Below are 26662 nucleotides of genomic sequence, written 5' to 3'. Positions count from 1 at the left end.
CGGTTGAGTGATGCCGTCGCTGATTCGCGTAATCGGTTGAGGGTTTCGTCACGTGCCTGTCGGGGCGCGGACCGGATTCGTTCCGCCGAACCGGTCATGTCGTCGGCTCGGCCGTCATACCGCCCGGGGTTCCGCCGGACGGGTGGGGAAGACGGTGTCCCGTTGTCGGCGCGGGTCTTCCACCTGCGCTTTCGCCGGGTTTCCCGTTCTGCGGAATCGTTCCTCCGCGTGCGTGTTCCGCCTCGACGGTAGACCTGGCATTGACCTCGCGCAGCGGTTCCGTGCATAGTCGGGAAGCACCCGAGTCGCCGAGGGCCCGAGGGAAATCCATTCAGGACGGATTTCGGGGTGGCCCGGCGGGGGAATCCGCGCAATCGCAGGAGATCCGTCGTGCGCGGGCACAAGCCGAGGAAAGGGTTGCGTATGCTGCTGCGCAAAGGCTCGGCCGACGGAGGTGCCCCGGGTGGGGAAGCGGACCGACCGGACCCCGTCGTCGTGGTCGGGATGGGGTGCCGCTACCCGAGAGCGCTGTCCTCGCCGCAACAGCTGTGGGATTTCCTGCTGCGCCAGGGGAATGCCGCCCGTCCCGATTTCCCCGCCGACCGAGGCTGGGACCTGCGGGCGCTGACGGACACCGGCGCACCCGGATCGACCTACGCGCGCGGCGGCTCCTTCCTCGACCGCGCGGGCGACTTCGACGCTGCGTTCTTCGGCGTGAGCCCGAGGGAAGCGCTTACCATGGACCCGCAGCAGCGGTTGCTGCTGGAGGTGTCCTGGGAAGCGCTGGAACGGGCGGGCATCGACCCCTCGACCCTGGCGGGCAGTGACGCCGGCGTCTACTTCGGCGTGGTGGCGCAGGAGTACGGCCCCCGCGTGTTCGCCGGGGAGTTGGAGCACGCCGGCCACCTCACCACCGGCACCACCCCGAGCGTGGCCTCGGGCCGCGTCGCGTACGCCCTCGGCCTGGAGGGGCCCGCGGTCACCGTGGACACCGCCTGCTCCTCGTCGCTGACCGCCGTGCACCTCGCGACGCGGGCACTGCGCGCGGGCGAGTGCTCGCTCGCCCTGGCGGGCGGGGCGAACGTGGTGTGCGCGCCCAGCATCCTCGTCGGCTTCGGCCACCTCGGCGCGCTCGCCCCCGACGGCACCAGCAAACCGTTCTCCGCCGGCGCCGACGGGTTCGGCGTCTCCGAGGGCGCGGGTGTGCTCGTGCTGGAGCGGCTGTCGGACGCGCGCCGCCTCGGCCACCCCGTGCTCGCCGTCCTGCGCGGCACCGCCGTAGGACAGGACGGTGCTTCCGAGGGGCTGTCCGCGCCCAGCGAGGACGGCCAGCGACGGGTGATCCGCGCCGCCCTCGCCGACGCCGGGCTCACCCCCGCGGACGTGGACGTGGTCGAGGCGCACGGCACCGGCACGCGCGTCGGCGACCCGGTCGAAGCCCGCGCGCTCCTGGCCACCTACGGCGCGGCCCGCTCCGCCGACGACCCGCTGCTGATCGGCTCGATCAAGTCCAACATCGGCCACACCCAGGCCGCGTCCGGGGTCGCGGGCGTGATCAAGGCCGTGGAGGCCGTCCGCCACGGCCTGGTGCCGGGCACCCTGCACGTGGCGCGCCCCACCGAGGCGGTCGACTGGTCCACGGGCGCCGCGCGCGTCCCGAGCACGACGGTCCCCTGGCCCGCTTCGGCGTCCGACCGCCCCCGGCGCGCCGCCGTGTCCTCGTTCGGGATCAGCGGCACCAACGCCCACGTCGTCCTGGAGCAGGCCCCGCCCGCCGAGCGGACCCGCGCGCACGCGGGGGGAGCGGTGCCGATCGTGCTCTCGGCCCGCACCCGCGAAGCGCTGCGTGCCCAGGCAGTCCGGCTGCGCGAGCACCTGGACCAGCGGCCCGACCTCGACCTCGCCGATGCCGCGCACACCCTCGCCGCCCGCCGGACGCGGTTCGACCACCGGGCCGTGCTGGTGGCCGGCGACCGCGCCGAAGCGCTCGCCGGGCTGACCGCCCTCGCCGAGGGCGACGGCACCGGCCGCGCCCGGCCGGACGCCGGCGCGGTGTTCGTCTTCCCCGGGCAGGGCTCGCAGTGGGTGGGCATGGCGACCGGCCTGCTCGGCACCGACCCGGTGTTCACCGCCTCCATCGAGGAGTGCGCCGCGGCGATCGCCGAATTCGTCGACTGGTCGCTGCTCGACGTCCTGCGCGGCGTGCCCGGCGCACCCGGTCTCGACCGGGTGGACGTGGTGCAACCCGCCCTGTTCGCCGTCATGGTCTCGCTGGCCCGCTGCTGGCAGTCCTTCGGCGTGCGCCCCGCCGCGGTGATCGGGCACTCCCAGGGCGAGATCGCCGCCGCCTGCGTCGCGGGCGCGCTCTCGCTGTCCGACGCCGCCGCGGTCGTCACCCTGCGCGGCAAGGCCATCACCGCCATCGCGGGCACGGGGGGCATGGCCTCCGTGCCCCTGGCCGCCGCCGACGTCGTCCACCGCCTGGCGCGCTGGGCGGGCAGGCTGGAGGTGGCCGCGGTCAACGGGCCGCGCTCGACCGTGGTCTCCGGTGACGCCGCGGCCCTCGACGAGTTCACCGCCGCCGCCGAGGCCGACGACGTCCGGGTGCGCCGGGTACCCGTGGACTACGCCTCCCACTCCGCGCACGTCGAAGCGCTCGACGGCGCGGTGCAGGAGTCGATCGCCGGCATCTCGCCCACGCGCTGCGAGGTGGAGTTCCTCTCCGCCGTGACCGGCGGCCCCGTCGAGGGCACGGAGCTGGACGCGGCGTACTGGTACCGCAACCTGAGGCGCATGGTGCGCTTCGACGAGGCCGTGCGCGCCGCCTATGCCCGCGGCCACCGCTTCTTCGTCGAGGTCAGCCCGCACCCCGTGCTCACCGCGGGAGTGGAGGAGTCGCTCCAGGACGCCCCCGCCGACGACCCGGCCGTGGTCGTGGGCAGCCTGCGTCGTGACGACGGAGGGCCCCGCCGCCTGCTGACCTCGGTCGCCGAGGCGCACGCCGCGGGCCTGCCGGTGGACCTGACCGCCCGCCTCGGCGACCGGGCGCCGGTCGAGCTGCCCACGTACGCCTTCCGGCACAAGCGGTTCTGGCTGTCCCCCACGACCGGGACCACCGCGGCCGGACCGGCCCCGGAGCACCCGCTGCTGGCCACCGCCCACGACCACCCCGAGCACGACGGCCTCCAGTTCACCGGCAGCCTCTCCCTGGCCACCCACCCCTGGTTGGCCGACCACGCCGTGAACGGGGTCGTGCTGCTGCCGGGCGCCGCCATGGCCGAGCTGGCCGCCTTCGCCGGGCGTCGCGCGGGCAGCCCGACCGTGGTCGAGTTGGTGCTGCGCGAGCCGCTGGTGATCCCGGAGGTGGACGCCGTCCTCCTCCGCGTCGTCGTCACCGGCGACGCCCCCGAGGGCCGCGGCGTGCGGATCTACTCCCGCCGCGACACCCCGCCGGGCGCCGGGGCCACCTGGACCAGGCACGCCGAGGGCACCCTGGGGTCCACGCCGGCCGAGACCACCCCCGACCCGGCCGCCTGGCCCCCTCCCGGCGCCGAGCCGGTGGACGTCTCCGACGCCTACGACCGGCTGGCCGCGCGCGGCTACCGGTACGGCCCGGCCTTCCGCGGCCTGCGCGCGGTCTGGCGCCGGGGCGCGGACGTCCACGCCGAGGTCACCCTGCCCGAGGGCGTCGAGCCGGGGGAGTTCGGCCTGCACCCGGCCCTGCTCGACGCGGCCCTGCACGCCCTCGTGCACACCGGCCCCGATGCCGGGACCGACCTGATCCGGCTGCCCTTCACCTGGTCGGGCATCCGGCTGCACGCCGTCGGCGCCTCCGCCCTGCGGGTCAGCATCACCGCGACCGGCCCCGACGCCTACGCGCTGGCGCTGGCGGACCCGACCGGGCAGCCGGTGTGCGCGGTCGGGGAGCTGACCCTGCGGCCGATCACCCGGGATCGGCTCCGCGCGGCGGGCGCGGGCACCCGCGACTCCCTGCACGCCCTGGAGTGGACCCCCGCGCCGGTGGCCGCGGCGACCGCTCCCCGGTGGACGGAGTGGGCGGAGTGGGCAGGCGGGACCGCGGCGGGGGCCGTCGTCCTGCGCCGCGACACCGCCCCCGACGGCCCGGACCTCCCGCACCGGGCGCGACGGGCGCTGGACGAGGTCCTGGGCCTCGTGCAGCGCTGGCTGGTGGACCCGCGCGCCGAGGGCGCCACCCTGGTCGTGCTCACCCGGCGCGCGGTGTCCGCCGGCCCCGGCGAAAACGTCGAGGACCTGGCCCACGCTCCCGTGTGGGGCCTGCTGCGCAGCGCCCGGACCGAGCACCCCGACCGCGTCGCGCTGGTGGACCTCGACGACTGGGAGGGCTGGCGCGACCGCGTCCCCGAAGCCCTCGCGGTCCTCGCCGCGGGCGAGACCGAGGTGGCCTTCCGGCGGGGCGGGCCCGTCGTGCCGCGCCTCGCACCGGCGGGCGGCACGGTCACCGCCGGGCTCGACCGGTTGCGGAGGCCCGACTGGCGGCTGCGCACCCTGGGCGCGGGCACCCTGGAGGCGGCCAACACCGCGTTCGCCGACTGGCCGGAGTCCCGGCGACCGCCGGCGCCGGGGGAGGTGCGGGTCGCCGTGCGCGCCGTGGGCCTGAACTTCCGCGACGTCATGATCGCCCACGGGCTCTACCCCGACCCGGAAGTGGACCTGGGCAACGAGGGCGCGGGCGTGGTGCTGGAGGTCGCGGACGACGTGCGCGACCTCGCGCCCGGCGACCGGGTCATGGGCATGTTCTACGGCGTCGGCCCGGTCGTGGTGCGCGAGCGCGGCTACTTCGCCCGCTTCCCGGGGTCCTGGACCTTCGCCGAGGCCGCCGCCACCCCGGCGGTGTTCCTCACCGCGCACTTCGCGCTGCGCCGGTTGGCCGGGCTGACCGCGGGTGCCCGCGTGCTGGTGCACGCGGGCACCGGCGGGGTCGGCATGGCCGCCACCCAGCTCGCCCGCCACCTCGGTGCCGAGGTGTTCGCCACCGCAGGCCCCGCCAAGCAGGCCGTGCTGCGGGCCGCCGGCCTGCCCGAGGACCACATCGCGAGTTCGCGCACCCTCGACTTCCGCGACCGCTTCCTGGCGGCCACCGGGGGCGCGGGCGTGGACGTGGTGCTCAACTCCCTCGCCCACGAGTTCGTCGACGCCTCGCTCGACCTGCTGCCGCGCGGCGGCCACTTCGTCGAGCTGGGCAAGACCGACCCGCGCGACCCCGACGAGATCGCGCGGACCCGTCCCGGCGTGCGGTACCGGCACTTCGACCTGACCGCGGTCGGGCCGGAGGAGACCGGGGCCGCCCTGGCCGAGCTGGGCGTGCTGTTCGAGCGGCGCGCGCTGCGCCCGCTACCGGTGTCGGTGCGCGACGTGCGGCAGGCCCCCGACGCGCTCAAGACCCTCGCCCAAGCCCGGCACACCGGCAAGCTGGTCCTCACCCTGCCGCGTCCCCTCGACCCCGACGGCACCGTGCTGATCACCGGCGGCACGGGCGTCCTCGGCGGCCTGCTCGCCCGCCACCTGGTCACCACCCGCGGCGTGCGGCACCTGCTGCTGGCTTCGCGCGGCGGACCGGACACCCCCGCCGCGCGGGCGCTGGCGGGGGAGTTGCGCGCTCTCGGCGCGGAACCCCTGTTCGTGGCCTGCGACACCGCCGACCCGCGGGCGGTGACCGCCCTGTCGGCCCGGGTTCCCGCGTCGCACCCGCTCACGGCGGTCGTCCACGCCGCCGGCGTGCTGGACGACGCGGTGTTCACCGCGCTGACCCCGCAGCGGGTGGACCGCGTGCTGCGGCCGAAGCTCGACGCGGCCTGGAACCTGCACGAGGCCACCGCCCACCTGGACCTGGCCGCCTTCGTGCTGTGCTCCTCGGCGGCCGGCGTGCTGGGCACTCCCGGACAGGCCAACTACGCGGCGGCCAACACCTTCCTCGACGCGCTGGCCGAGCACCGTCGCCACCGCGGCCTGCCCGCGACCTCCCTGGCCTGGGGCCTGTGGGCGGACCGCTCCGGCATGACGGGCCACCTCGACGACCGCGACCTCGCCCGACTGCGCCGCACCGGCTTCACCGCCATGTCCGCGGCCGAGGGCCTGGCCCTGTTCGACGCCGCCCTCGACAGCGGCCTGGGGCTGCTGGTCCCGGCGCGACTCGACCCGCGTGCCGGAACCGCGGGGGACCGGCCCACCGTTCTCGGCGGCCCGGTCCGGTCGCCCCGCCGCGCCGCCTCGGCCCCCGCCCCGCGGGAGCGGTCCCGCGCCGGTGACCTGGCGAGCCTGCCGGAGGCCGAGCGCCGCGCTGCGCTGACCGACCTGGTTCGCGCCGTCGCCGCCGCCGTGCTGGGCCACGACTCGGCCGAGGCGATCGACCCCGATGCGCGCTTCAAGCACATGGGGTTCGACTCCCTGGGCGGGGTGGACTTCCGCAACCGGCTCCGCCAGGTCACCGGCCTGCCGGTACCCACCAACGTCGTGATCGACCACAAGACCCCGGCGGCGCTGACCGAGCACCTGTTGACCCTCGTGACCCCGGCGGCACCGGCCCCCGAACCGCCCGGCCCGACCGCGCCCGACCCGACCGCGCCCGACCCGACCGCGCCCGACCCGACCGCGCCCGACCCGACCGGGGAGCACCCACCACCACGGACGACCGGGGAGTGGCACCCGCTGAGCCACTACCAGCGGGACATCGTGGGCGTTGCCCTCGCCTACCCCGACCTGCCCCTGTCCCAGCCCAGTGGCTACCTGCGCCTGCGCGGCACCACCGACGTCGAGCGGGTGCGGACCGCCATCCGGCGCACCACCCTGCGCCACGACGCGATGCGGCTTCGGCTGGGGCTCCACGGCGACGAGTGGCGGCAGCGCGTGCGGCCCGACCACCCCGAGGTCGAGGTGGTCGACTTCCGAGCCGAGCCCGACCCCCTCGCGGCGTGCCTGCGGTGGATCGAGCGGGCCACCGACACCCCCATGCCCCTGGACGGGCCGCTGGTGCGCACGGCGGTCCTGGTCGACGACGACGCCTCCCTGGTCGTCTACACCCGGTTCCACCACGTCGTGGCCGACGCCTGGGGCATCAACGTGGCGCTCGGGGAGATCGCCGACTCCTGCCGCGCCGGGGCGCCCCCGACCGCGGCGCACCCGGCACCCAGCTGCCTGGAGGCGGTGACGGCCGACGCGCGGTACCGGAACTCGCCCGACCACGACGCCGACCGGGACGCCCTGGTCGCCGCGATGGCCCCCCTGACCCCTGCCCTGTTCGCCCGCACCGCGACCGTGCGCACCCACCGCCGCCTGCGCCACTCCACCCGCGTGGACGCCGCCCTCGTCGACCGCATCCGGGCCACCGGGCACTCGGTGTTCTCGGTGACCACCGCCGCCGTGGCCGCCTACCTGCGCCGCCTCCACCACGAGGGGGACGTCGTGCTGGGCGTCCCGCTGCTCAACCGCCGCACCCCGGTCGAGCGGGCCACCATGTCGCACGTCGCCAACGTCCTGCCGCTGCACGTGCCTGTCGACGAGGGGGGCACGCTGCTGGAACTGGCGGAGCGGGTGGCGGCCGGGGTCGGCGAGCTGCTGACCCACCAGCGGTTCGCGCTCGGCGACCTGCGCGCCGCCCTGCGCGCGGCGGGCCACCCGGCCCGGGACCTGTTCGACGTCACCTACTCCTACATCACCGCTCCCGAGGGCGGGCCGGGCGAGGACGTCGAGCTGACCGTGCTCGCCTCCGGCTACGCCCTCGACGTGGTCAACATCGTCGCCCGCGAGGACCGGTCCGACGGCTCCCTGCACCTGGACGTCTTCCACGCCGACGACGTCTTCGGCGACGGCCTGTCCCTCGACGCCGCGATGGGGCACGTCGCCCGCCTGCTCCGGGCGGGACTGGACGACCCGACCGCGCCCCTGGGCGTGCTGCCCGTCCTCGGCCCGGACGAGTCCGCCCGCCTCGACGCCTTCGAGCGCCCTGCGGGACCGGGCTTCGACGAGACCGCGACCCTGGACCGGCTGTTCGCCGAGCAGGCGGTGCGCACCCCCGAGCGGCGGGCCGTGACCTGGTCGGCCCCGGACGGGACCACCGGTGCGCTCACCTACGAGCGGTTCCACCGGCACGTGGCCCGGTTGGCCGGGCAGCTGCGCGCGCAGGGCCTGCGCCCCGAGGAGTGCGTGCCGGTGCTGCTGCCGCGGTCCCCTCGATTCCTGGTCGCGGTGCACGCGGTGCACGCGGCGGGCGGGGCTTACGTGCCGATCGACCCCGGCCACCCGGCCGAGCGCGTGCGGACGGTCCTGGCCGACTGCGGGGCCCGGCTCGCCGTCGCCGACTCCGACCTCGGCGACCTCGGTGTTCTGTCCCTCGCGGTGGACCTGGGGGACGACCCCGGGGACGAGCCGGGGAACGGCACCGCCGCACCGGTCCCGGCCACCACCCGACCCGGCGACCTGGCCTACGTCATCTACACCTCCGGCTCCACCGGGGTCCCCAAGGGCGTGATGGTCGAGCACCGCTCGGTCGTCAACCGCCTGGCCTGGATGCAGCGCCGCTACCCGCTGGGGCCCGACGACGTCGTCCTGCACAAGACCCCCACCACGTTCGACGTCTCGGTGTGGGAGCTGCTGTGGTGGGCGCACGCGGGCGCGGCGGTGGCGGTGGTCCCGGCGGGTGCCGAGCGCGACCCGCGCGAGTTGGCCGCCGCGATCGAGCGCCACGGCGCCACAGTCGTGCACTTCGTGCCCTCCATGCTCGGGCCCTTCCTCGACCACCTGGAGGCCGATCCGCGCGCCGCCGCCGGGGTGCGCACCCTGAGGCAGGTCTTCGCCAGCGGCGAGGCGCTGACCCCGGCCCTGGCGGAGCGGTTCGGCGCGGTTCTCGCCGCCGCGGGCAACCGGGAGGTGCGGCTGGCCAACCTGTACGGGCCCACCGAGGCCACCGTGGACGTGTCCTACTACGACGTGCCGGGCTCCGGCCCGCTGACGCGGGTGCCCATCGGCCGGCCCGTCGACAACACCGCGCTGATGGTCCTCGACGCCGCCGGCCGCCGCTGCCCGATCGGCGCGCCCGGCGAGCTGAACATCGCCGGGGTCGCCCTCGCCCGCGGCTACCTGGGAAAACCCGCGCTCACGGCCGAGGCGTTCGTGGTGGACGAGTCGATCCCCGAACGCCGCCGCTACCGCACCGGGGACCTGGCCCGCTGGCTGGCCGACGGCACCGCGGAATACCTGGGCAGGCTCGACGACCAGGTCAAGGTCCGCGGCAACCGGGTCGCCCCCGGCGAGGTCGAGGCCGCCCTGACCCGCTGCCCCGGGGTGTCGGCCGCCGCGGTCGTCCCCGAGGACACCGGCTCGGGCACCCGGCTGGTCGCCTACCTCGTCCCCGGCCGCGCCGACGCGCCGGACCTGGTGCGCACGGTGATGGACTCGCTGGTCCGGTGGCTGCCGGGGTACATGGTGCCCTCCGAGTTCGTCCGGGTGGACCGGCTGCCGCTGACCGCGGGCGGCAAGGTGGACCGCCGGGCGCTGGCCGCCCTGGGCCGCCGCGAGCGCGGCTCCGACCGCCCCGGCACCCCGCTGGAGGAGACCTTGGCCGAGGTCTGGCGCGAGGTGCTGGGCACCGACGCCTTCGGCGTGCACGACGACTTCTTCACCGTCGGCGGCGACTCCATCCTGGTGCTGCGGATGCGCACCGAGGCAGAGAAGCGCGGCCTGCCCCTCGACCTCGACCGGTTCCACGCCCACCCCACCGTCGCCGCGCTCGCCGCCCACCTGGACGCGGGACCGCCCGCCCCCGCGCGGAAGATCGCGGTCACCGAGCCGTTCGAGCTGGTGCCGCTGATCGACCGGGCGGGCCTGCACGGCGTGGAGGACGCCTTCCCCGCCACCCGGCTCCAGCTGGGCATGCTGTTCCACAGCCGCCGGCGCGCCGGTTCCCCGCTGTACAAGGACGTCTTCCGCTACCGGCTGCGCATGCCCTGGGACGAGGTCGCCTTCCGGCACGCCGCCCGGGAGTTGGTGCGCCGCCACCCCGCGCTGCGCTCGACGTTCGACCTCACCGGCCGCTCCACCCCGCTCCAACTCGTCCTCGCCGAGGCGCACGACCCGGTGGAGGTGGTGCGCGGTCCCGCCGACGCCGACGCGCTGGAGCGGGAGGTCGAGGCGCACATGGCCGCCCTGCACCACGCCGATTACCCGCTGCCGGACGACGAGCCCGCCCGCGCCGCGCCCCTGCACCGCCTCCGCGCGTTCGTCCGCGGGGACGGCTCCGGGGAGGTGGACCTGGTGTTCGCCTTCCACCACGCGATCCTCGACGGCTGGAGCGTGGCCGCTCTGGTCGGCGAGCTGCTGGAGGACCACCTGGCCCTGGTGGCGGGCCGCGCCCCCGCCGAACGGGCCCCCGGCTCGACGCTGCTGCTCGCCGAGCAGGTGCGCGCCGAGCACGACGCCCGCCACGACCAGGCCGCCCGCCGTCACTGGGCACGGGTGCTGGAGGGCTCCCGGCCCACGGCCGTCGAGTCGGTGCGGGCGCACGTGGCCTCGCCCGGCCCGGGTGAGCGCACCCTGGCGCTGCCGGCCTGGCTGGACGCCTGCGCCAAGGACTTCGCCCGCCGCCGCGGTGTGCCGCTCAAGTCGCTGCTGCTGGCAGCCCACTGCCTGGCGCTGCGGGCCATGACCGGCGTCGAGGACGTCACCACGGGCTGCGTCACCCACACCCGGCCCGAGCGCGGGGGGGCCGAGCTGTGCGCGGGGCTGTTCCTCAACACCGTCCCGGTGCGACTGGGCGCCGGGCCGGGCACCTGGCGCGAGGCCGTCGACCACGTGCTGCGCTGGGAGCGCGAGTCCTACCCGCACCGGCGCCTGCCGCTGAGCACCCTCCAGGACGAGCGGGGCGGGCCGGTGTTCGAGACCGCGTTCAACTTCGTCAACCACCACACCCTCGTCGAGGCGCTGCGCGGGGACGACCCGCGGTCCCCGGCCGCGGAGCTGGTGGACGTGACCGTGCGCGAGGAGACCGACTTCGCCCTGCTCACCACCGCGGTCGTGGACCCGCGCGACGGAAGGTTGACCCTGCGGCTGAGCTCCGGCGGCGACGCGCTCACCGGCGAGCAGTGCGCCGAGTTCGGCAGGCTCCTCGTCGGCGTCCTGGCCGAGGTCGTCCGGCGTCCCGACGCCGGGATCGACCTGGCCGCCGTCCGGCGCCGCGACGTGACCGAGGCGGTCGCCCACGCCGCCGCCCTGTACCCGACGACCACCGCCGTCGCGAGCGACACCGACCGCTGGGACTACCGCACGCTCACCGACGCCGCCGACGCCGTCGCCCGGCGGCTCCTGCACCTGGGGATGCCCCGCGAGGCCCGGGTGGCGGTGCGGATGCGCCGCGGTGTCGAACTGGTGGCGGTGGTGCTGGGCGTCATGCGTGCCGGTGCGGCCGTGGTGCCGCTGGACCCCGACTACCCGCCGGCGCGCGTCCGGGCCATGGCGGACATCGCCGCGCCGTGGCGGGTCGTCGCGGACCCGGACCTGCGCGCCGCGCTCGACGGCGCGGCAGTGCTCGGCCCCGCCGAACTGCTGGCACCGCCCGCCGGCGACCCCCTGCCGCTGCCGCGACCGCACCCCGAGGACATCGCCTACGTGCTGTTCACCTCCGGCTCCACCGGCGAGCCCAAGGGCGTGGCCGTGCCCCACCGGGCACTCGCGAACCTCGTCGAGTGGCAGAACCGGCGCGGCACCGGCTGGGCGAGGTCGGGCGGTCGGGCGCCGACCACGTTGCAGTTCGCGCCGCTGAGCTTCGACGTCTCCTTCCAGGAGATCTTCTCCACCCTGTGCGGGGGCGGCACCCTGCGCGTGCCCGCCGACGGCCTGCGGCAGGACATGCCCGCCGTGCTGCGGCTGATCCGCGACAGCGAAATCGAGCGGGTCCACCTGCCCTACGTGGCCCTCCAGGCGCTGGCCGAGGCCGCCGCCGCCACCGGCGCCTACCCGGGCTCGCTGCGCTCCATCATCTCCTCCGGTGAGCAGTTGCGCGTCAGCCCCGAGATCCGCGCGCTGTGCGCGGCCAACCCGGCCGCGGTGCTGGAGAACCAGTACGGTCCGACCGAGACCCACGTGGTGCTGGCCCACGAGCTGCCCGCCGGGGGCGACCACCCGCCGCTGCCACCCGTGGGCACCGCGATCCCCGGGGTCGGGGTGAGCCTGCTCGACGACCGGCTGCGCCCGGTGCCGCCGGGGGTGGCGGGGGAGATCTACGTCGAGGGCCCGTGCCTGGCCCGGGGGTACGAGAACCGACCGGGCCTGACCGCCGAGCGGTTCGTCCCGGCTCCCTCGGGGCGGCTGCGCTACCGCACCGGCGACATCGGGCTCATGCTCCCCGACGGGGGGATCGTGTGCCTGGGTCGCGCCGACGGGCAGGTCAAGGTGCGCGGCTACCGCGTCGAGTGCGCCGAGGTGGAGCTGGCGGTGCTGCGGCTGGCCGGGGAGCACCCCGGGCTGGAGCAGACGGCGGTGGTGGCCCGCGACCTCGGTGCCGGGGACGCGGTGCTGGAGGCGTTCCTGGTCGGCGACCCGGACCGGGCCGACGTCGCGTCGCTGCGGGCGCGGCTGGGCGAGGACTTGCCGCAGCACATGGTGCCCTCGCGCTACCACTGGGTCGAGGCGATCCCGCTGACCCCCAGCGGCAAGCGCGACGACGACGCCCTGCGGGCCCTGGCCACCCGCGCGCCCGCCCCGGCCGCCCCCGGCGACGAGCTGGAGGAGGCCGTGGCCGGGCTGCTGGCCGAGTTCGCCCACGTGGACCGCCTGGACGTCGACACCGGCTTCTTCGACGCGGGCGGCACCTCCATCGGCGCCACCCGCGCCGCGATGACCATCGCCCGGCGGTGGGGGGTGGACCTGCCGTTGCAGACCTTCCTCGCCGTGCCCACCGCGCGGGAGCTGGCCGGGCTCATCCGGACCCACGACGCCCACCGACCGGCCTTCGACCCCGTGGTGCCCCTGCGCGAGAGCGGGCACGGGACGCCGTTGTTCCTGGTACACCCGATCGGCGGCAACGTGCTGTGCTACCGCGAGCTGGTCGCGCACCTGCCCGGCGACCGGCCGGTGTACGGCCTCCAGGCCGCAGGCGCCGACCCCGGCACCGAGCCGCTGACCTCGCTGCCCGCGCTGGCCGACGCCTACACCCGCGCGATCCGCCGCGTCCACCCGAACGGTCCCGTCCACGTCGCGGGCTGGTCCTTCGGCGGCTACGTCGCACTGGAGATCGCCGAGGCGCTCGGCCCGGCGCGGGTGCCCACCGTGACCCTGCTGGACACCGTCGCCTTGGGCGAGGGCACCCGTCCGCACGTGACGGAGCGGCAGCTCGTCGAGTTCTTCTTCCGCGAGCTGCTGTGGTACTCGACCGGCGGGGGCGACCTGGCCGGCGAGCCGGACCTGTCCGGGGAGGACCCCGAGAGGCTCTTCGAGGAGGGCCTGGTCCGGTGCGTGGCGCTGGGCATCCTGCCCGAGGACGGCTCGCCGCAGCTGCTGCGCAGGCTCTACGGGGTCTTCCGGGCCAACTACCGGGCGGTGCTCGACCACCGACCCCGGCGCGTGCGCCGCCCGCTGCGCCTGCTGCGCGCCGCCGAGGAACTGCCCGCCAACCTCGCCACCGCCCACCGCGCGGTCGGCGGCCTGTTCGCCGATCCCGGCAACGGCTGGCGGCAGCGGGCCGACCACCCCGTGGAGGAGGTGGAGGTCCCCGGCAACCACCTGTCGATGATGACCCCGCCGCACGTCCACGCCGTCGCCGCCGCCCTCGGCGAGGGGCTGGACCGCGCCGAGGACCCGCGCCGCGCCTCCGCGAGCGCGGGGGTGGTCCGGTGAACGCCGTCGGCGAGGTCCGCAGGTCGCTGAGCCCGATGGAGCGCTGGTACTGGGTGTGCGACCAGCTCTCCGCGCTCAACGTCGTCGCGCGGGTCCGGGTGACCGGCCCCTGCGCGACCGCCGACCTGGAGCGGGCCGCCGAGACCCTGGTCCGGCGGCACCCGCTGCTGCGGGTGGCCGTCGCCGCAGACCCCGAGCCGTGCTTCGTCCCGGCTGCGCGTCCCCGCGTCCCCGTCCGCGCTGTCGAGGCCACGCGCCCCGACCAGTGGGAGCACGAGGTCGACGAGGTCGAACTGACCATCCCGCTGGACTGGCGCACCGGCCCGCTGATCAGGGTGGTCCACATCGGACACGGCGCGGACGGGCACGACGTGCTGCTGACCGCCTCCCACGTCATCGCCGACGGCACCACCGCCCTGGCGCTCCTGCGCGAGCTGGTGGAGCAGGCCACCGACCCCTCGGACACCCCGCCACGTGCACCGCTGCCACCGCCGGAGGAGCTGCTGCCGGCACGGCTCAACGGCCTGCCCCGGGGCGCGCACCTGGTCGCGCTCACCCTGGCCGACCAGGTCGCCGCGGCGACAGCGCGCCCCCGGCGGCTGGAGCCGAGCACCCCGGTGCCGCCGGACGGGCGGCGTACCCGGCTGCTGCACCGCGAACTCGACCCCGCGACCCTGACCCGGTTGGTCGACCGGTGCCGTGCCGAGGGCGTGACCGTGCACGCCGCGCTCACCGCCGCCATGGCCCTCGCCGTGGCGGGGGAGGACGGCGCCGGGACCCCGCGGTCGGTCACCATCGGGTCCCCCGTGGACTTCCGCGCCGACCTCGTCCCGCCGGTCGACCCCCGGGACGCGGGCGCCTACGTGGCCACCGTCCCCTCGCACGTGCGGGTCGAGCCGGACGACCTCTGGGCCACCGCCCGCGGTGCCCAGCGGGACCTGCGCCGCCGCAGGCGCTACCAACACCACCTCGCGCTGGTCTCCCTGCTGCGGTTCATCTCGCCCCGCTCGGTCGGCGGCAGCGCCCGGGTGGTCGCGATGATCGACCGGTCCGGACCGGGCAACGTGTGCCTGTCCAACGTCGGCCGCGTCGACTTCCCCGACCGCACCGGGGTGTGCGCGCTGTCCGGGGCACAGTTCGTCGCGGGCATCTCGGTCAGCGGCTACCTCGTCGCCGCGGTCACCACCAGCAACTCGGCGCTGCACTGGAACTTCACCCACGTCGCCGACGCCGTCGACCGCCGGCGGGCCGGGCGGCTCGCCGACCGCGCGGTGCACGCCCTGCGGTCCGCTCTCCAACCACCGCCGGGTCCCGCCCGGCGCCGGAACGAAAGGCCGATGATGGCGAAGAGTGGAGGCCGGGGCGCGATCGTGGTCACCGGGGCCTCGTCGGGGCTGGGCGAAGCCACCGCCCTGGGCCTGGCCCGCGCTGGGTTCACCGTGTACGCGGGGGTGCGCTCCGACACGGCAGCGGACCGACTCGCCGGGGCCCACCCGGCGATCCGGCCGCTGGTGCTGGACGTGACCCGCGAGGACTCGGTGGCCACCGCCGGCGCCCGGGTCCGCCGGGAGACCGGCGGGACCGGGCTGGTCGGCCTGGTGAACAACGCGGGCATCTGCGTGTCCGCGCCACTGGAGTGCGTGCCGCTCGACGAGCTGCGCGCCGAGCTGGAGGTCAACCTGGTCGGCGCGGTCGCGGTGACCCAGGAGTTCCTGCCGCTGCTGCGCACCAGGACCCCGGGCGCGCCCGCGGGGCCGGCCGGGCGCATCGTCAACGTCAGCTCCGGCATCGGCCGGGTCGCCGCCCCGTTCCTGGGCCCCTACGCCGCGTCCCAGTTCGCCAAGGAGGGCGTCTCCGACGCGCTGCGCCGCGAACTGGCCCCGCTGTCGGTCAGCGTGTCGGTCCTGGAACCCGGCGCCGTCATGACCCCCATCTGGTCCAAGGTGGCCGGCACCGCCCACGACGTGCTCGACAAGGCGCCCGCCGAGGTCGCCGCGCTGTACCGGGCCCGGTTCGAGGCGTTCGTGGCCGCCAACGAGGAGCGCGCCCGGAGCAGCCGCACCCGCCCCGAGGCCGTCGCCGCCGCCGTCGTCCACGCCATGACCGCCCGCCGGCCCCGCACCCGCTACCGGGTCGGGTCCGACTCCTGGACCGCCTCGGTGGCCGCCCGCGTGCTGCCCGACCGGGTGCTGGACTCGGTGATCCGCCGCCAGTTCCCCGCGGGGGAGGGGCAGCGGTGAGGGTCCTGGTCGCGGGAGCCGGGGTCGGTGGGCTGACCACCGCCATCGCGCTGCGCGCCCGCGGCTTCGACGTGGAGGTCCTGGAGGCCGCGCCGCGCCCGCGCACCGAGGGCGGCGGCCTCGGGCTGGCCGCCAACGCCACCAAGGTCCTCACCGCCCTGGGCGTCGACCTGGTGGAGCAGGGCGTGGGGCGCGTGTGCACCAGCTTCTGCCTGCGCACCACCGACGGCAGGCTGATGCGGGACCTGCCGATCGGGTCCATCTCCGCCGAGCTGGGCTCCCCGGTGGTCAACGTCCGCCGCGGCGACCTGCTCGCCCTGCTGCGCGACTCGCTGGCCGACACCCCCGTCCGCCACGGCGCCAGGGTCACCGACCACCGCGTCCGCCGCGGCGGTGTGACGGTCACCCTGGCGGACGGCGGCACCCGCACCGCGGACGTCCTCGTCGGCGCCGACGGCATCCGCTCGGCGGTGCGCGCCCGGCTCGTCGGCGACCAGCCGGTCCGCGAGCACGGTTACGTCTGCTGGATCGCCACCGCCGCCTTCGAGCACCCCCGCCTGCCCGTGGGCGGAGCCGCCCACTACTGGGGCAGCGGGCAGCGCTTCGGCCTGATCGACATCGGCGGCGGCCACGTCTACTGGTGGGGCACCAGGAACGTCGCGTCGCCGGTGGGTCGCCGGACCGCCGGCAAGCCCGCCGTCCAGGCCGCGTTCGCGGGCTGGGCGGAGGAGGTGCGCCAGGCGATCGCCGCCACCCCGGAGGCCGACATCCTCGCCGTCCCCGCCCAGGACCGACCGTTCCTCGCCACCTGGGGCGCCGGCCCGGTCACCCTGGTCGGAGACGCCGCCCACCCCATGCTCACCAGCCTCAGCCAGGGCGCGGGCTCGACCATCGAGGACGCCCACGCCCTGGCCCACCACCTCGCCGCCCGCGACGACGCGGCCGAGGCCCTGCGCCGCTACGAGACCGACCGCCGCGACCGCACCCGCGGACTGGTGGCCGCCTCCCGGCGGCTGAGCCGGGTCGAGCAGCTGACCAACCCCCTGGCCACCAGGCTCCGGGACCTGGTCATCCGGCACGCCCCGATGTCGGCCGTGCGCGAGCAGAACATCGCGCCCATGCGCTACGACCTCCCGGCCTGAACCCGCCGGGCCCCCGCGTTCGAAGAAGGAGGCACACCCGTGTCCACCGAGTCGACCGAAGCCCCCGCGCCCGTCCGCGCGCGCCCGTCCGGCCCGCTGCCGGTGCCGTGGGACATGCGTGCGGGCGTGCGGGCCTACTGGACCCCCGGCAGGCCCCCGCCCGGCGCCAACGACCCCCTGTTCGGGCCCACCGAGGAACGACCTCGCCCGGTGCTGCTCCTGCACGCCTTCATGTCCAACCAGTCGTTCAACTTCCAGGCGGGCGCGCCCTTCCTGCGCAACAACGGGTTCTGCGTGTTCACCATGAACTGGGGCAGGCCGAGGTGGGCCGGCCCGCTGGAGGTGCCCTGCAACGGCGTGGACGACCTGGCCGTCAGCGGCGTCCAGCTCGCCGAGGAGGTCGAGCGGATCAAGCGGCTCACCGGCGTCGACAAGGTCGACCTGGTCGGCCACTCGGGCGGCGGCGGCCTGCTGATGCAGTACTACCTCAACGTCCTGGACGGCTACACCAACGTGGACAAGGCGATCTCCATCGCCCCGTCCAACCACGGCGTGTCGTTCAGCACCATGACCTACGTGCTGCGCAACGCGTTCCCCCGCTACTACCACCTGATGGCGCGCAAGCTCTTCCCGCTGTGCGACCAGGGCGCGCCGGACTCGGAGATGATCGAGACCATCTACGGCGAGGGCGACACCCGGCCAGGCCCCACGTACACGGTGATCATGACCGAGCACGACCAGATCGTCACCCCGTACCACAAGGCGTTCCTCCAGGGCGACAACGTCACCAACATCCTGCTCCAGGACGGCTGCCCCGAGGACCTGTGCGAGCACGCGGGCATCGTCTACAACGAGCGCGCCTGGCTGCACGTGCTCAACGCCCTCGACCCCGCCAACGCCGAACCCGTGCCCGCCTTCCGCGTCGACCCGTACTTCCCCGGTTGGAAGTGACCGGGATTCCCGGGAACGCCGCGGACACCGACGCACGACCACCTCGTACCAGCAGAGGAGCCATGGCCACTCCAGCGCCCTCGCCGACCGGCTCACGCCTGTTCGGCTCACTGTTCGAACTGCGCCGCGACTCCCTGGGCGTCCTGCTCAGCGGGATGCGCGAGTGCGGGGACGTCGTCCGGTTCGTCGCCGGACCGCCCGGGCTGCGCCTGACGCTGCACGGCGTCTTCTCGGCCGAGGGCGCCCAGCGGGTGCTCGCGACCGACGCGGCGAACTTCCGCAAGGACAGCAAGACCTACGTCGAGGTCCGGGCGTCCTTCGGCGACGGCCTGTTCACCAGCCAGGACGACGTCTACCGGCGGCAGCGCAGGCTGATCCAGCCCTTGTTCACCCGGCGCAGGGTGGACCAGTACGCCGACGCCATGCGCGAGGAGGTGACCACCCTCCTGCGCCGGTGGCGGGACCGGACCGACCGGGTGGTCGACCTGCGCGACGAGTCGACCAGGCTCACGCTGCGCGTGGTGGCCCGCATCCTGTTCGGCGCCGACGTCGAGGAGGCGGTCGGCACCATGCGGCACAGCTTCCCGATCATCAGCGGGAGCGTGGCCCGGCGCACCGTCTCGCCGATCACCCTGCCGCGCTCGTGGGACCGCAGGTACGTGACCGCCCACCGGCGCGTGCACGAGCTGTGCGACCGCATCATCGCCGAGCGCGCCGCGGACGGCCGCGACGAGGGCGACGACCTCCTCGGGCTGCTCGCCCGCGTCCGGGACGAGACCGGGGACCGGTTGGCGGCCTCGGAGGTGCGGGACCAGGTCCTGATCTTCCTGCTCGCCGGCCACGAGACGACCGCGACGGCGCTGACCTTCGCGCTGCACCTGATGGCCCACCACCGGGACGTCCAGGCCAGGGCCCGGGACGAGGTGGACCGGGTGCTCGGTGGTCGCCCGCCCGGCGCCGCGGACCTCGACCGGCTCACCTACACGACGTGGGTGCTCAAGGAGGCGATGCGGCTCTACCCGCCCGTACCCTCCATCGTGCGCAGGGCGGTGGACGAGACCGAGATCGGCGGGTACCGCATCCCCGCCGGCTCCGACGTGTTCGTCAGCCCGTGGGTGACCCACCGCCACCCCGCCTACTGGCCGGACCCCGAGCGGTTCGACCCCGAGCGCTTCCGCCCCGAGGAGGAGGCGGGTCGCCCGAGGTACGCGTGGTTCCCGTTCGGGCGTGGCCCGCGCGCGTGCATCGGCGAGCACTTCTCGATGCTCGAAGCCGTGCAGGCCCTCGCCGTGGTGCTCCAGGAGTTCGAACTGGAGGGCGTGGACAGCGACGTCTCCCTCGACCAGGGGATGACGCTGCACGCGACCAGCCCCGTCCGTTGCCGCCTCTCACCGCGGTAGCCACCCCGGTCCGGCGGACCCGGAAAGCGCACATACTACGCGAGGTCGAGCCGCCGGTCGAATTGGTGTTGCGGAAAGGCGAACCGAAGGCCGCCGATCCCCGCGGGGACCGGCGGGGAACGGCAAACGCATACCGTGACAAGAAGATTTTCGATTCACCCGGGTGGTCCAGCGGGAGGTGTCGCGTGCGTCGGGGATCGACTGCGGTCCGCTCGGCCCACCGGGTGAATGTCGCGTATTCCGACAAGTGTCAAATGTTGTTAAACGAGCTGAGCGGATCTTCTCGTGTGCCGTTCACCTGCGGTTTGTCCCATAGTAATGCTCGATGACTCCGCGTAGTGGCGGTTCGGCATTCGTATCAAATGGTCTGGAAATGTGTCGGATCATGTTTGTCGGGCTGCGTCACCCGGCCGCTGCAACCTGGAACGCCTTGACACGTGTATAGGTCGGCGATAACTTGAATTCGCCAGCCGAGAATGGGGCTTCGACATCGAGGCGTCCGGCGTGGCTTCAATCGACCTTTTCACCGCCTCCGTGCGCGTGAGAGGTGGCGCGTCCGACCGGCAGGAGGCCACGATACATGGGTGTCCGCAATACCCCCGGCACTCGCACGGGCGTCCCGGCGGACCTGGCGGAGGTGGAACGGCTCGCCGCCGCGCGACTGCCCACGGACGTGCGTGACTTCATCGCGGGTGGCAGCGGCGACGAAGTGACGTTGGTGGCCAACCGCGTGGCGCTCGACGGTGTCGGGGTGGTGCCCAGGACGTTCGCGGGAGTCGAGGCTGCCGACACGGGCGTCTCGCTCGTGGGCACGCGGGCCGCGCTGCCCGTCGCCGTGGCGCCGATGGCGTACCAGTGCCTCGTCCACCCCGAGGGGGAGGTGGCGGCGGCGGCCGCGGCGGGTGCCGCCGGGGTCCCCTTCACCGTCGGCACGTTGAGCAGCCGGACGGTCGAGGAGATCGCGAAGACCGGTGCGCCGTTGTGGTTCCAGCTCTACTGGCTGCGCGACCGCGGCCTGGTCGGGGAACTGGTGGCGCGGGCCGAGGAGGCCGGGTGCCAGGCCCTCGTGATCACCGTGGACGTGCCGGTGATGGGCCACCGGCGGCGGGACGTGCGCAACGGGTTCGCCCTGCCGGCGGAGGTCCGGGCCGCCCACCTCGTCGCCGGTACGACCGAGGCACACGAGCGTCGCGACGTCGGTTCCGGCGTCGCCGAGCACACGAGCGCGGTCTTCGACCCGACGCTCGGGTGGCGCGACCTGGAGTGGCTGCGGGCGCGCACGCGGCTCCCCCTGGTGGTGAAGGGCGTGCTCGACCCGCTCGACGCCGCCCGGTGCGTCGGCCTGGGCGCGTCGGCCGTGGTGGTGTCCAACCACGGCGGACGCCAGCTCGACGGCGCGGTGCCCAGCGTCACGGCCCTGCCGCGCGTCGTCGAGGCGGTGGCGGGCGCGGGCGACGTACTGTTCGACAGCGGCGTCCGCAGTGGGACGGACGTGCTGCGCGCCCTCGCGCTCGGCGCGACCGGCGTGCTGCTCGGCCGGCCCGTCCTGTGGGGTCTCGCGGTCGACGGCGAACGCGGTGTGGCGCGGGTCCTGGAACTGCTGCGCGCCGAGTTCGCGCAGGCCCTGCTGCTCGCCGGGTGCGCCGACGTCGACGCGGCCCGCGGGCTTGCGACGGTGTCGACCGGGCGAGGTGCGCCCTGACCGCCACGAGGACCGTGACCGGCGCCGGGACGCGTGGTCCGGGGGACGAGATGACCGGGAAGCTGGAGTTCCTGCTGCTGGGGCCGCTGGAGGTGGCGGCCCGCGGGCGCAAGGTCCAGGTCGGGGGACCACGTCAGCGGACGGTGTTGGCGACGCTGCTGCTCAACGCCGACCGCGTCGTGTCGGTGGACGCGCTGGCCGAGACGATGTGGGGCGCCCGGCCCCCGTCGACCAGCCGCACCCAGGTGGCGATCTGCGTGTCCGCGCTGCGCAAGGCGTTCCGCGCGTGCGGCGTCGTGGACGAGGTGATCGAGACCGTCGCGCCCGGCTACGTGCTGCGGCCCGGGGGACACCGGCTGGACACGCTGGACTTCGAGGAGCTGGTGGACCTGGCCAGGGCGGCGGCCCGGCAAGGGCGGGGCGAGGAGGCCGTCCGGCTCTACGACTCGGCGCTCGCGCTGCGCCGCGGACCGGTGCTGGCGAACGTGACCGGGGCGGTGCCGGAGCACATGTCCGCTCAGCTGGAGGAGAACCTGCTCACCGTCTACGAGGAGCAGGTCGAGCTGCGCCTGGCGCTGGGCGAGCACCGCTCGCTGGTCGCCGGGCTCGTGGCGGCGGTCGAGCAGTACCCGTTGCGGGACCGGCTGCACGGCCTGCTGATCACCGCGCAGTACCGCTCCGGCTACCGGGCCGCCGCGCTGGAGACGTTCGCGCGGTTGCGCCGCCGCTCGGTCGAGGAGCTGGGCCTGGAACCGGGTGCGGAGCTGCGCCGGCTGCACGAGCGCATCCTGCGCGACGAGGAGCGCCCGGCGGTCGGGCGACCGCCGGCGCAACTGCCCGCCGTGACGCAGGCGTTCGTCGGGCGGACCGAGGAGCTGGCGGTGCTGGACCGGCTGGCCGCCGCCGACGGTCAGGTGGGCGTGCCGCCGCTGGGTCTGCTGGTCGGCGGGGTCGGCGTGGGCAAGACCGTCCTGGCGGTGCGGTGGGCGCACTGCCACACCGCCCTGTTCCCGGACGGCCAGCTGTTCGTGGACCTGCGCGGGCACGACCCGCACCACCCGCCGGCCGACCCCGCGACCGTGCTCGCGCACCTGCTGCACGCCCTGGGCGTGCCACCCGGGCAGGTGCCGGTCCCTGCCGAAAGGCCCACGCTGTTCCGCACCGTGATGGCCGCCCGGCGGATGCTGCTGGTGCTGGACGACGCCCGCGACGCCGCCCAGGTGTGGCCCCTGCTGCCGAACACCGCCACCTGCCAGGTGCTGGTGACGTCGCGCAACCCCCTCCGGGAGCTGGTGGCCCGCAGTGGGACGGTGCCGCTGCGGCTGGGCAGCCTCGGGCGCGACGACGCGGTGGCACTGGTGCGCGGCATCGTCGGCGAGGCACGGGCCGCGCGGGACCCGGACGCCGTGACCGAGCTGGTCGAGCTGTGCGGGCGGGTGCCGGGGGCACTGCTGGCCGCCGCCGCGCACCTGGCCAGCAAGCCGCACTGGGGGGTGCCGAGGATGGTCCACGAGCTGAACCGCCCGCGTCGCAGGCTGTCCGGCCTCGGCGGCTGCGGGCAGCGGCTGCGCGACGGGCTCGCCTCCAGCGCCAGCCGCCTGGACCCGGTGGCCGCCGACCTGTACCGGGCGCTGGGCGGGCTGCCCACACCGGAACTGACGTCGTGGACGGCGGAGGCGCTGCTGGGCTGCCCCGCACCCGAGGCCGACGACGTGCTGGAGCGCCTGGTCGACGCGCACCTGCTCGAACCGGCGGGCTCCGGCGCAGACGGCGAGACCCGCTACCGGCTGCCCAGCCTGTCCCACGCCTACGCGGCGGAACTGGCCACGACCGGCCCGTGACCCGGCGAGGTCCACTGGAGAGGAATCGACCCGTGACCACAACCGAAACGCGCCCCTACCCCTTCGGCGACCCCGAGCGCTTGGACCTGCACCCCGGCTACGCGCCGCTGCGCGCCGAGCAACCCGCGCTCCGCGTCCGACTGCCCTACGGCGAGGACTGCTGGCTGATCACCCGCTACGAGGACGTCAAGACCGTGCTCGGCGACCAGAGGTTCAGCCGGGCCCGCGCGGCCGGGCGGGAGGAGACGCCGCGGGTGACGCCCGAGGCCGCGCCCGCCGGGTCGATGCTCAGCATGGACCCGCCGGAGCACAGCCGGCTGCGCAAGCTGGTCGCGCGGGCGTTCACCTCCCGCAGGGTCCGCGAGTTCAGGCCGCGCACCCAGGAGATCGTGGACGGCCTGCTCGACCGGGTCGAGCAGGCCGGACCGCCGGCGGACCTGGTGGAGGGTCTCGCGCTGCCGCTACCGGTGTCGGTGATCTCGCAGATGCTCGGCGTGCCGACCGAGGACCACTACCGGTTCCGGGACTTCTCCGCCACGGTGCTGTCCACCACCGCGAACACCCGCGAGGAGATCGTGGCGGCGCGGGCGGCGCTGGAGGAGTACCTGGGTGAGCTGGCCGACCAGCGGCGGCGCGAGCCCGGCGAGGACCTGATGAGCGCGTTGGTGGCGGCGCACGACGACGACCGCCTCACCGACAAGGAGCTGACGCAGACCGGGATCACGCTGCTGGTCGGCGGGCACGAGTCGACCGCGAGCCAGTTCGCCTGCTCGGTGTACCTGCTGCTGGAGCAGCCCGAGCGGTGGGCGTTGTTGCGGGACCACCCGGAGCTGGTGCCCTCGGCCGTGGAGGAGCTGCTGCGCTTCATCCCGCTCGGCTCCGGCGGCGCGTTCGCCCGGATCGCGACCGAGGACGTCGAGCTGGGCGGGGTGCTGGTGCGAGCCGGGGAGGCGGTGGTGGCCAGCACCAACTCGGCCAACCGCGACGACCGGGTGTTCGACGACCCGGACGTGCTGGACCTCCGGCGCGAGCACAACCCCCACCTGGCCTTCGGCGGCGGGGTGCACGTGTGCCTGGGCGCCCAGCTGGCCCGGGGCGAGCTCCAGGTCGCGCTCACCTCGCTGCTGACCCGCTTCCCCGGGCTGCGCCTGGCCGTGCCGCCCCGGGAGGTGCCGTGGCGGCAGGGCTCGTTGCTGCGCTCGCCGGCGGAGCTGCCGGTCACCTGGTGACGGGGGCCGCCCGGTGACGGGGGTCAGTCGCCGAGCAGGAAGTCCACGACGGTGTCGGCGGCGGACAGCTGCCCGCTGGTGATGCCCACGGTGCCCGGGCGGTGCGGGAACGTGCCGCCCGGCCAGGTGTGCCCGCCCCCGTGCACGGTGATCGACACGACGCGCAGGCCGCTGTCGGGGTTGGCGCAGGTGTCCCGGCTGAGCGAGGTGCCGTCCGGCGTCGCGGTGGCGGGCAGCTCCTCGTGCCGCCGCTCGTCCGCGTCACCGACCCGGCAGAACGCCTCGACGGTCTCGGCGGTGGAGATCGTCGGCTTGGGCGGCTCCTTGCCGATCACCGGCGTGCCGGGGGGTGCGTCGACGAGCCCCTCGATCGGGCGCAACGGGTCGGCGTCGCCGTAGATGGACAGCACCGGGACGGGACCGGTCGGCCGCACCTCGGCAGGGGGGCCCGGCAACTGGCCCGCCACGGACGCGACGGCGGCGAACCAGTCGGGGTGCTCGGCGGCCAGGCGCAGCGCCATGATCCCGCCCTCGGAGAGGCCGACCGCGTACACGTGGTCCGGGTCCACCTGCGCGACGTCGGTCAGCTCGTCCACGACCGCGCGGGCGAAGTCCACGTCGGCGGCGGGGTCCGGGCGCAGCTCGGTGGGCTTCGGCGAGGCGCTCCAGCCCTCGTCCACGCCCTCCAGGTAGGCCAGGGCCACGCCCGCGGCGTCGGCGGCGGCGTTCAGCCCGCTGTGCCGCTCCATCTCCGCGGCGGAACCGCCCTTGCCGTGCAGCACGAGCGCGAGCGGGCGGCCCGGGTCGCCGACGGGTGCGGGGGAGGCGTGCAGCCGGTAGGAGCGGGTCCGCCCGGCGACGGTGATCTCGCGGACGGTGGTGGCGGCATCGGTGACGGGGCGGCGCTCGACCGGTCGGCGGGCCTGTTCGACCACCGGGGAGATCGACGAGGTGGTGGGTGGCGGCGCGGCGGGCTCGGAGCCGGAGCAGGCGGCCAGCGCGACCGGGGCGACCATGATGACCAGGGCGGACGAGCACCGGCTCAGGAGTCCGATCATGGTCACCCAAGGTAGCAGGCGAGGTCCGGGTGGACCGGGGTGAACACCTCCTCTTCAGCCTTCCGTGTACTGCCGGTGTGCCAGAACAGGTACGTGCCGTCGGCATCGTCCACATCGGTCACCATGCGGTGGAACGCCTTGGCCCCGTAGCACTCGTCCACCTCCACGCCCGCCGCGTCGCGCAGCAGGCCGGCGGAGCGCTCGGCGTGCGGGTCGACCAGGCCGTAGGGGGTACCCGCGTACCCGACGTGCCGGACGTGCTCCGGCCGCACGGCGTCGGCGGGACCGCCGAGCAGGGTGGCCACGTCGCGGGCGCGGGCCGGCAACCCGGGGCCGAACGCCGAGGGATTGCCCACCACGTCCACGGCCGTGAGCTGGAACGGCAGGCCGGACAGCGCGAGCCCGGCGGCGATCCCGGCGGCCGTGAGGGTCGACGCGGCGGGCAGGTACACCCGCAGCGGCGCGGGCAGCTCCCGGGCCTGATCGGCCAGTTCCCGACCGGCCAGCGCGTGCGCCACGCCCGCCACCGGGGCCGCGCCGCCGAAGGGGATCACGTGCGGCCGCTCACCGCGGCCGAGCAGCTCCGCCACGGCCGCGCGGTGCCGCTCCCGGTCCGGGTGGACCGACACCCCGGCGGGCACCGGCTCCAGCCGGGCCCCCGCGCCCGCGGCCAGCCGCAGGTTCCGCGTCACGAGCGCGCCCGGCTCCTGCGGCAGCACGAGGGCGGTGACCCGGAGCCCGAGGCGTTCCGCGTGCAGGGCGGTGGCCGCGACGTGGTTGGAGCCCGCGGTGCCCGCGGTGAGGACGGCCGTGGCACCGGCGGCGCGCGCGGCGCCGAGCACGAACTCCAGCGCCCTGGTCTTGCAGCCGCCGAAGACCGGGGAGTTCTCGTCGTCGCGCTTGACGAACACCCGGCGCGGGGCCACGCCGTCCACCGGTTGCAGCCGCGTGGGCGCGGTGATCAGCGGCACGCGGGGGAGCGCGCCGAGCCGCGCGTCGAACCGGGGCGTCAAGCCCGGTTCCCGGAACCGCGCAGCGCCTCGCGCAGGCTCAGGGGGCGCATGTCGGTCCAGTTCTCGTCGATCCACTCCAGGCACAGCTGCTTCGGACCGCGCCGCCCGACGGTCCGCCAACCGTCCGGCACCGGCCGGTCGGCCGGCCAGATCGAGTACTGCTCCTCGTGGTTGACGACGACCTCGAATTCGCCCGAGTCCTCGTTGTCTCCAAGCACGGAAT

The 26662-nt window shown here is 75.5% G+C and carries 11 protein-coding genes; 8 read left to right on the top strand and 3 right to left on the bottom strand.

The window, feature by feature from the left end; translation table 11 throughout:
- The first annotated feature begins 423 nt into the window (after nt 1–423).
- From J2S66_RS15060 to nocL, 8 genes are all read left to right on the top strand, one after another.
- Nucleotides 424–13863, top strand: a complete 13440-nt coding sequence (locus J2S66_RS15060) for a non-ribosomal peptide synthetase/type I polyketide synthase (protein ID WP_310307676.1) — start codon at nt 424–426, stop codon at nt 13861–13863.
- The gene (locus tag J2S66_RS15055; RefSeq protein ID WP_310307675.1) at nt 13860–16103 is read left to right on the top strand and encodes an SDR family NAD(P)-dependent oxidoreductase; all 2244 of its coding nucleotides are present in this window, start codon (nt 13860–13862) and stop codon (nt 16101–16103) included. The genes J2S66_RS15060 and J2S66_RS15055 overlap by 4 nt, the downstream gene beginning before the upstream one ends.
- Nucleotides 16100–17245, top strand: coding sequence for an FAD-dependent monooxygenase (locus J2S66_RS15050; protein ID WP_310307674.1), 1146 nt, complete (start codon nt 16100–16102; stop codon nt 17243–17245). The genes J2S66_RS15055 and J2S66_RS15050 overlap by 4 nt, the downstream gene beginning before the upstream one ends.
- A 39-nt stretch (nt 17246–17284) precedes the next feature.
- Nucleotides 17285–18196 carry an esterase/lipase family protein gene (locus J2S66_RS15045; protein WP_310307673.1) on the top strand — a complete coding sequence of 304 codons (912 nt, stop codon included), beginning with the start codon at nt 17285–17287 and terminating at the stop codon, nt 18194–18196.
- Between the two features lie 62 nt (nt 18197–18258).
- The gene (locus J2S66_RS15040) at nt 18259–19596 is read left to right on the top strand and encodes a cytochrome P450 (protein WP_310307672.1); all 1338 of its coding nucleotides are present in this window, start codon (nt 18259–18261) and stop codon (nt 19594–19596) included.
- Between the two features lie 580 nt (nt 19597–20176).
- The gene (locus J2S66_RS15035; protein WP_310307671.1) at nt 20177–21298 is read left to right on the top strand and encodes an alpha-hydroxy acid oxidase; all 1122 of its coding nucleotides are present in this window, start codon (nt 20177–20179) and stop codon (nt 21296–21298) included.
- A 50-nt stretch (nt 21299–21348) separates the two neighbouring features.
- Nucleotides 21349–23139 (top strand): AfsR/SARP family transcriptional regulator, encoded by a 1791-nt coding sequence (locus J2S66_RS15030; protein ID WP_310307670.1) that lies wholly within the window; start codon nt 21349–21351, stop codon nt 23137–23139.
- Between the two features lie 32 nt (nt 23140–23171).
- Nucleotides 23172–24368: a nocardicin C N-oxygenase gene (nocL, locus tag J2S66_RS15025; RefSeq protein WP_310307669.1), complete on the top strand. Its 1197-nt coding sequence runs from the start codon at nt 23172–23174 to the stop codon at nt 24366–24368.
- Between the two features lie 23 nt (nt 24369–24391).
- Here nocL and J2S66_RS15020 read toward each other — a convergent pair whose 3' ends face one another.
- From J2S66_RS15020 to J2S66_RS15010, 3 genes are read right to left on the bottom strand one after another with little or no spacing between them, the layout of a single operon-like run.
- Complete coding sequence (locus J2S66_RS15020) at nt 24392–25426, bottom strand: CE1 family esterase (protein WP_310307668.1); 1035 nt, start codon at nt 25424–25426, stop codon at nt 24392–24394.
- Nucleotides 25427–25428: 2 nt separating this feature from the next.
- Nucleotides 25429–26439, bottom strand: a complete 1011-nt coding sequence (nocJ, locus tag J2S66_RS15015; RefSeq protein WP_310307667.1) for a nocardicin C-9' epimerase — start codon at nt 26437–26439, stop codon at nt 25429–25431.
- Nucleotides 26436–26657: an MbtH family protein gene (locus J2S66_RS15010; protein WP_310307666.1), complete on the bottom strand. Its 222-nt coding sequence runs from the start codon at nt 26655–26657 to the stop codon at nt 26436–26438. Before J2S66_RS15010 ends, nocJ begins: the two co-directional genes overlap by 4 nt.
- Nucleotides 26658–26662 lie beyond the last annotated feature (5 nt).

This window comes from Saccharothrix longispora (assembly GCF_031455225.1).
In the GTDB taxonomy this organism is placed as follows: Bacteria; Actinomycetota; Actinomycetes; order Mycobacteriales; family Pseudonocardiaceae; genus Actinosynnema; species Actinosynnema longispora.
The sequence above is the reverse complement of the archived record's forward strand: the minus strand, read 5'-3'. Positions and strand labels throughout refer to the sequence as shown.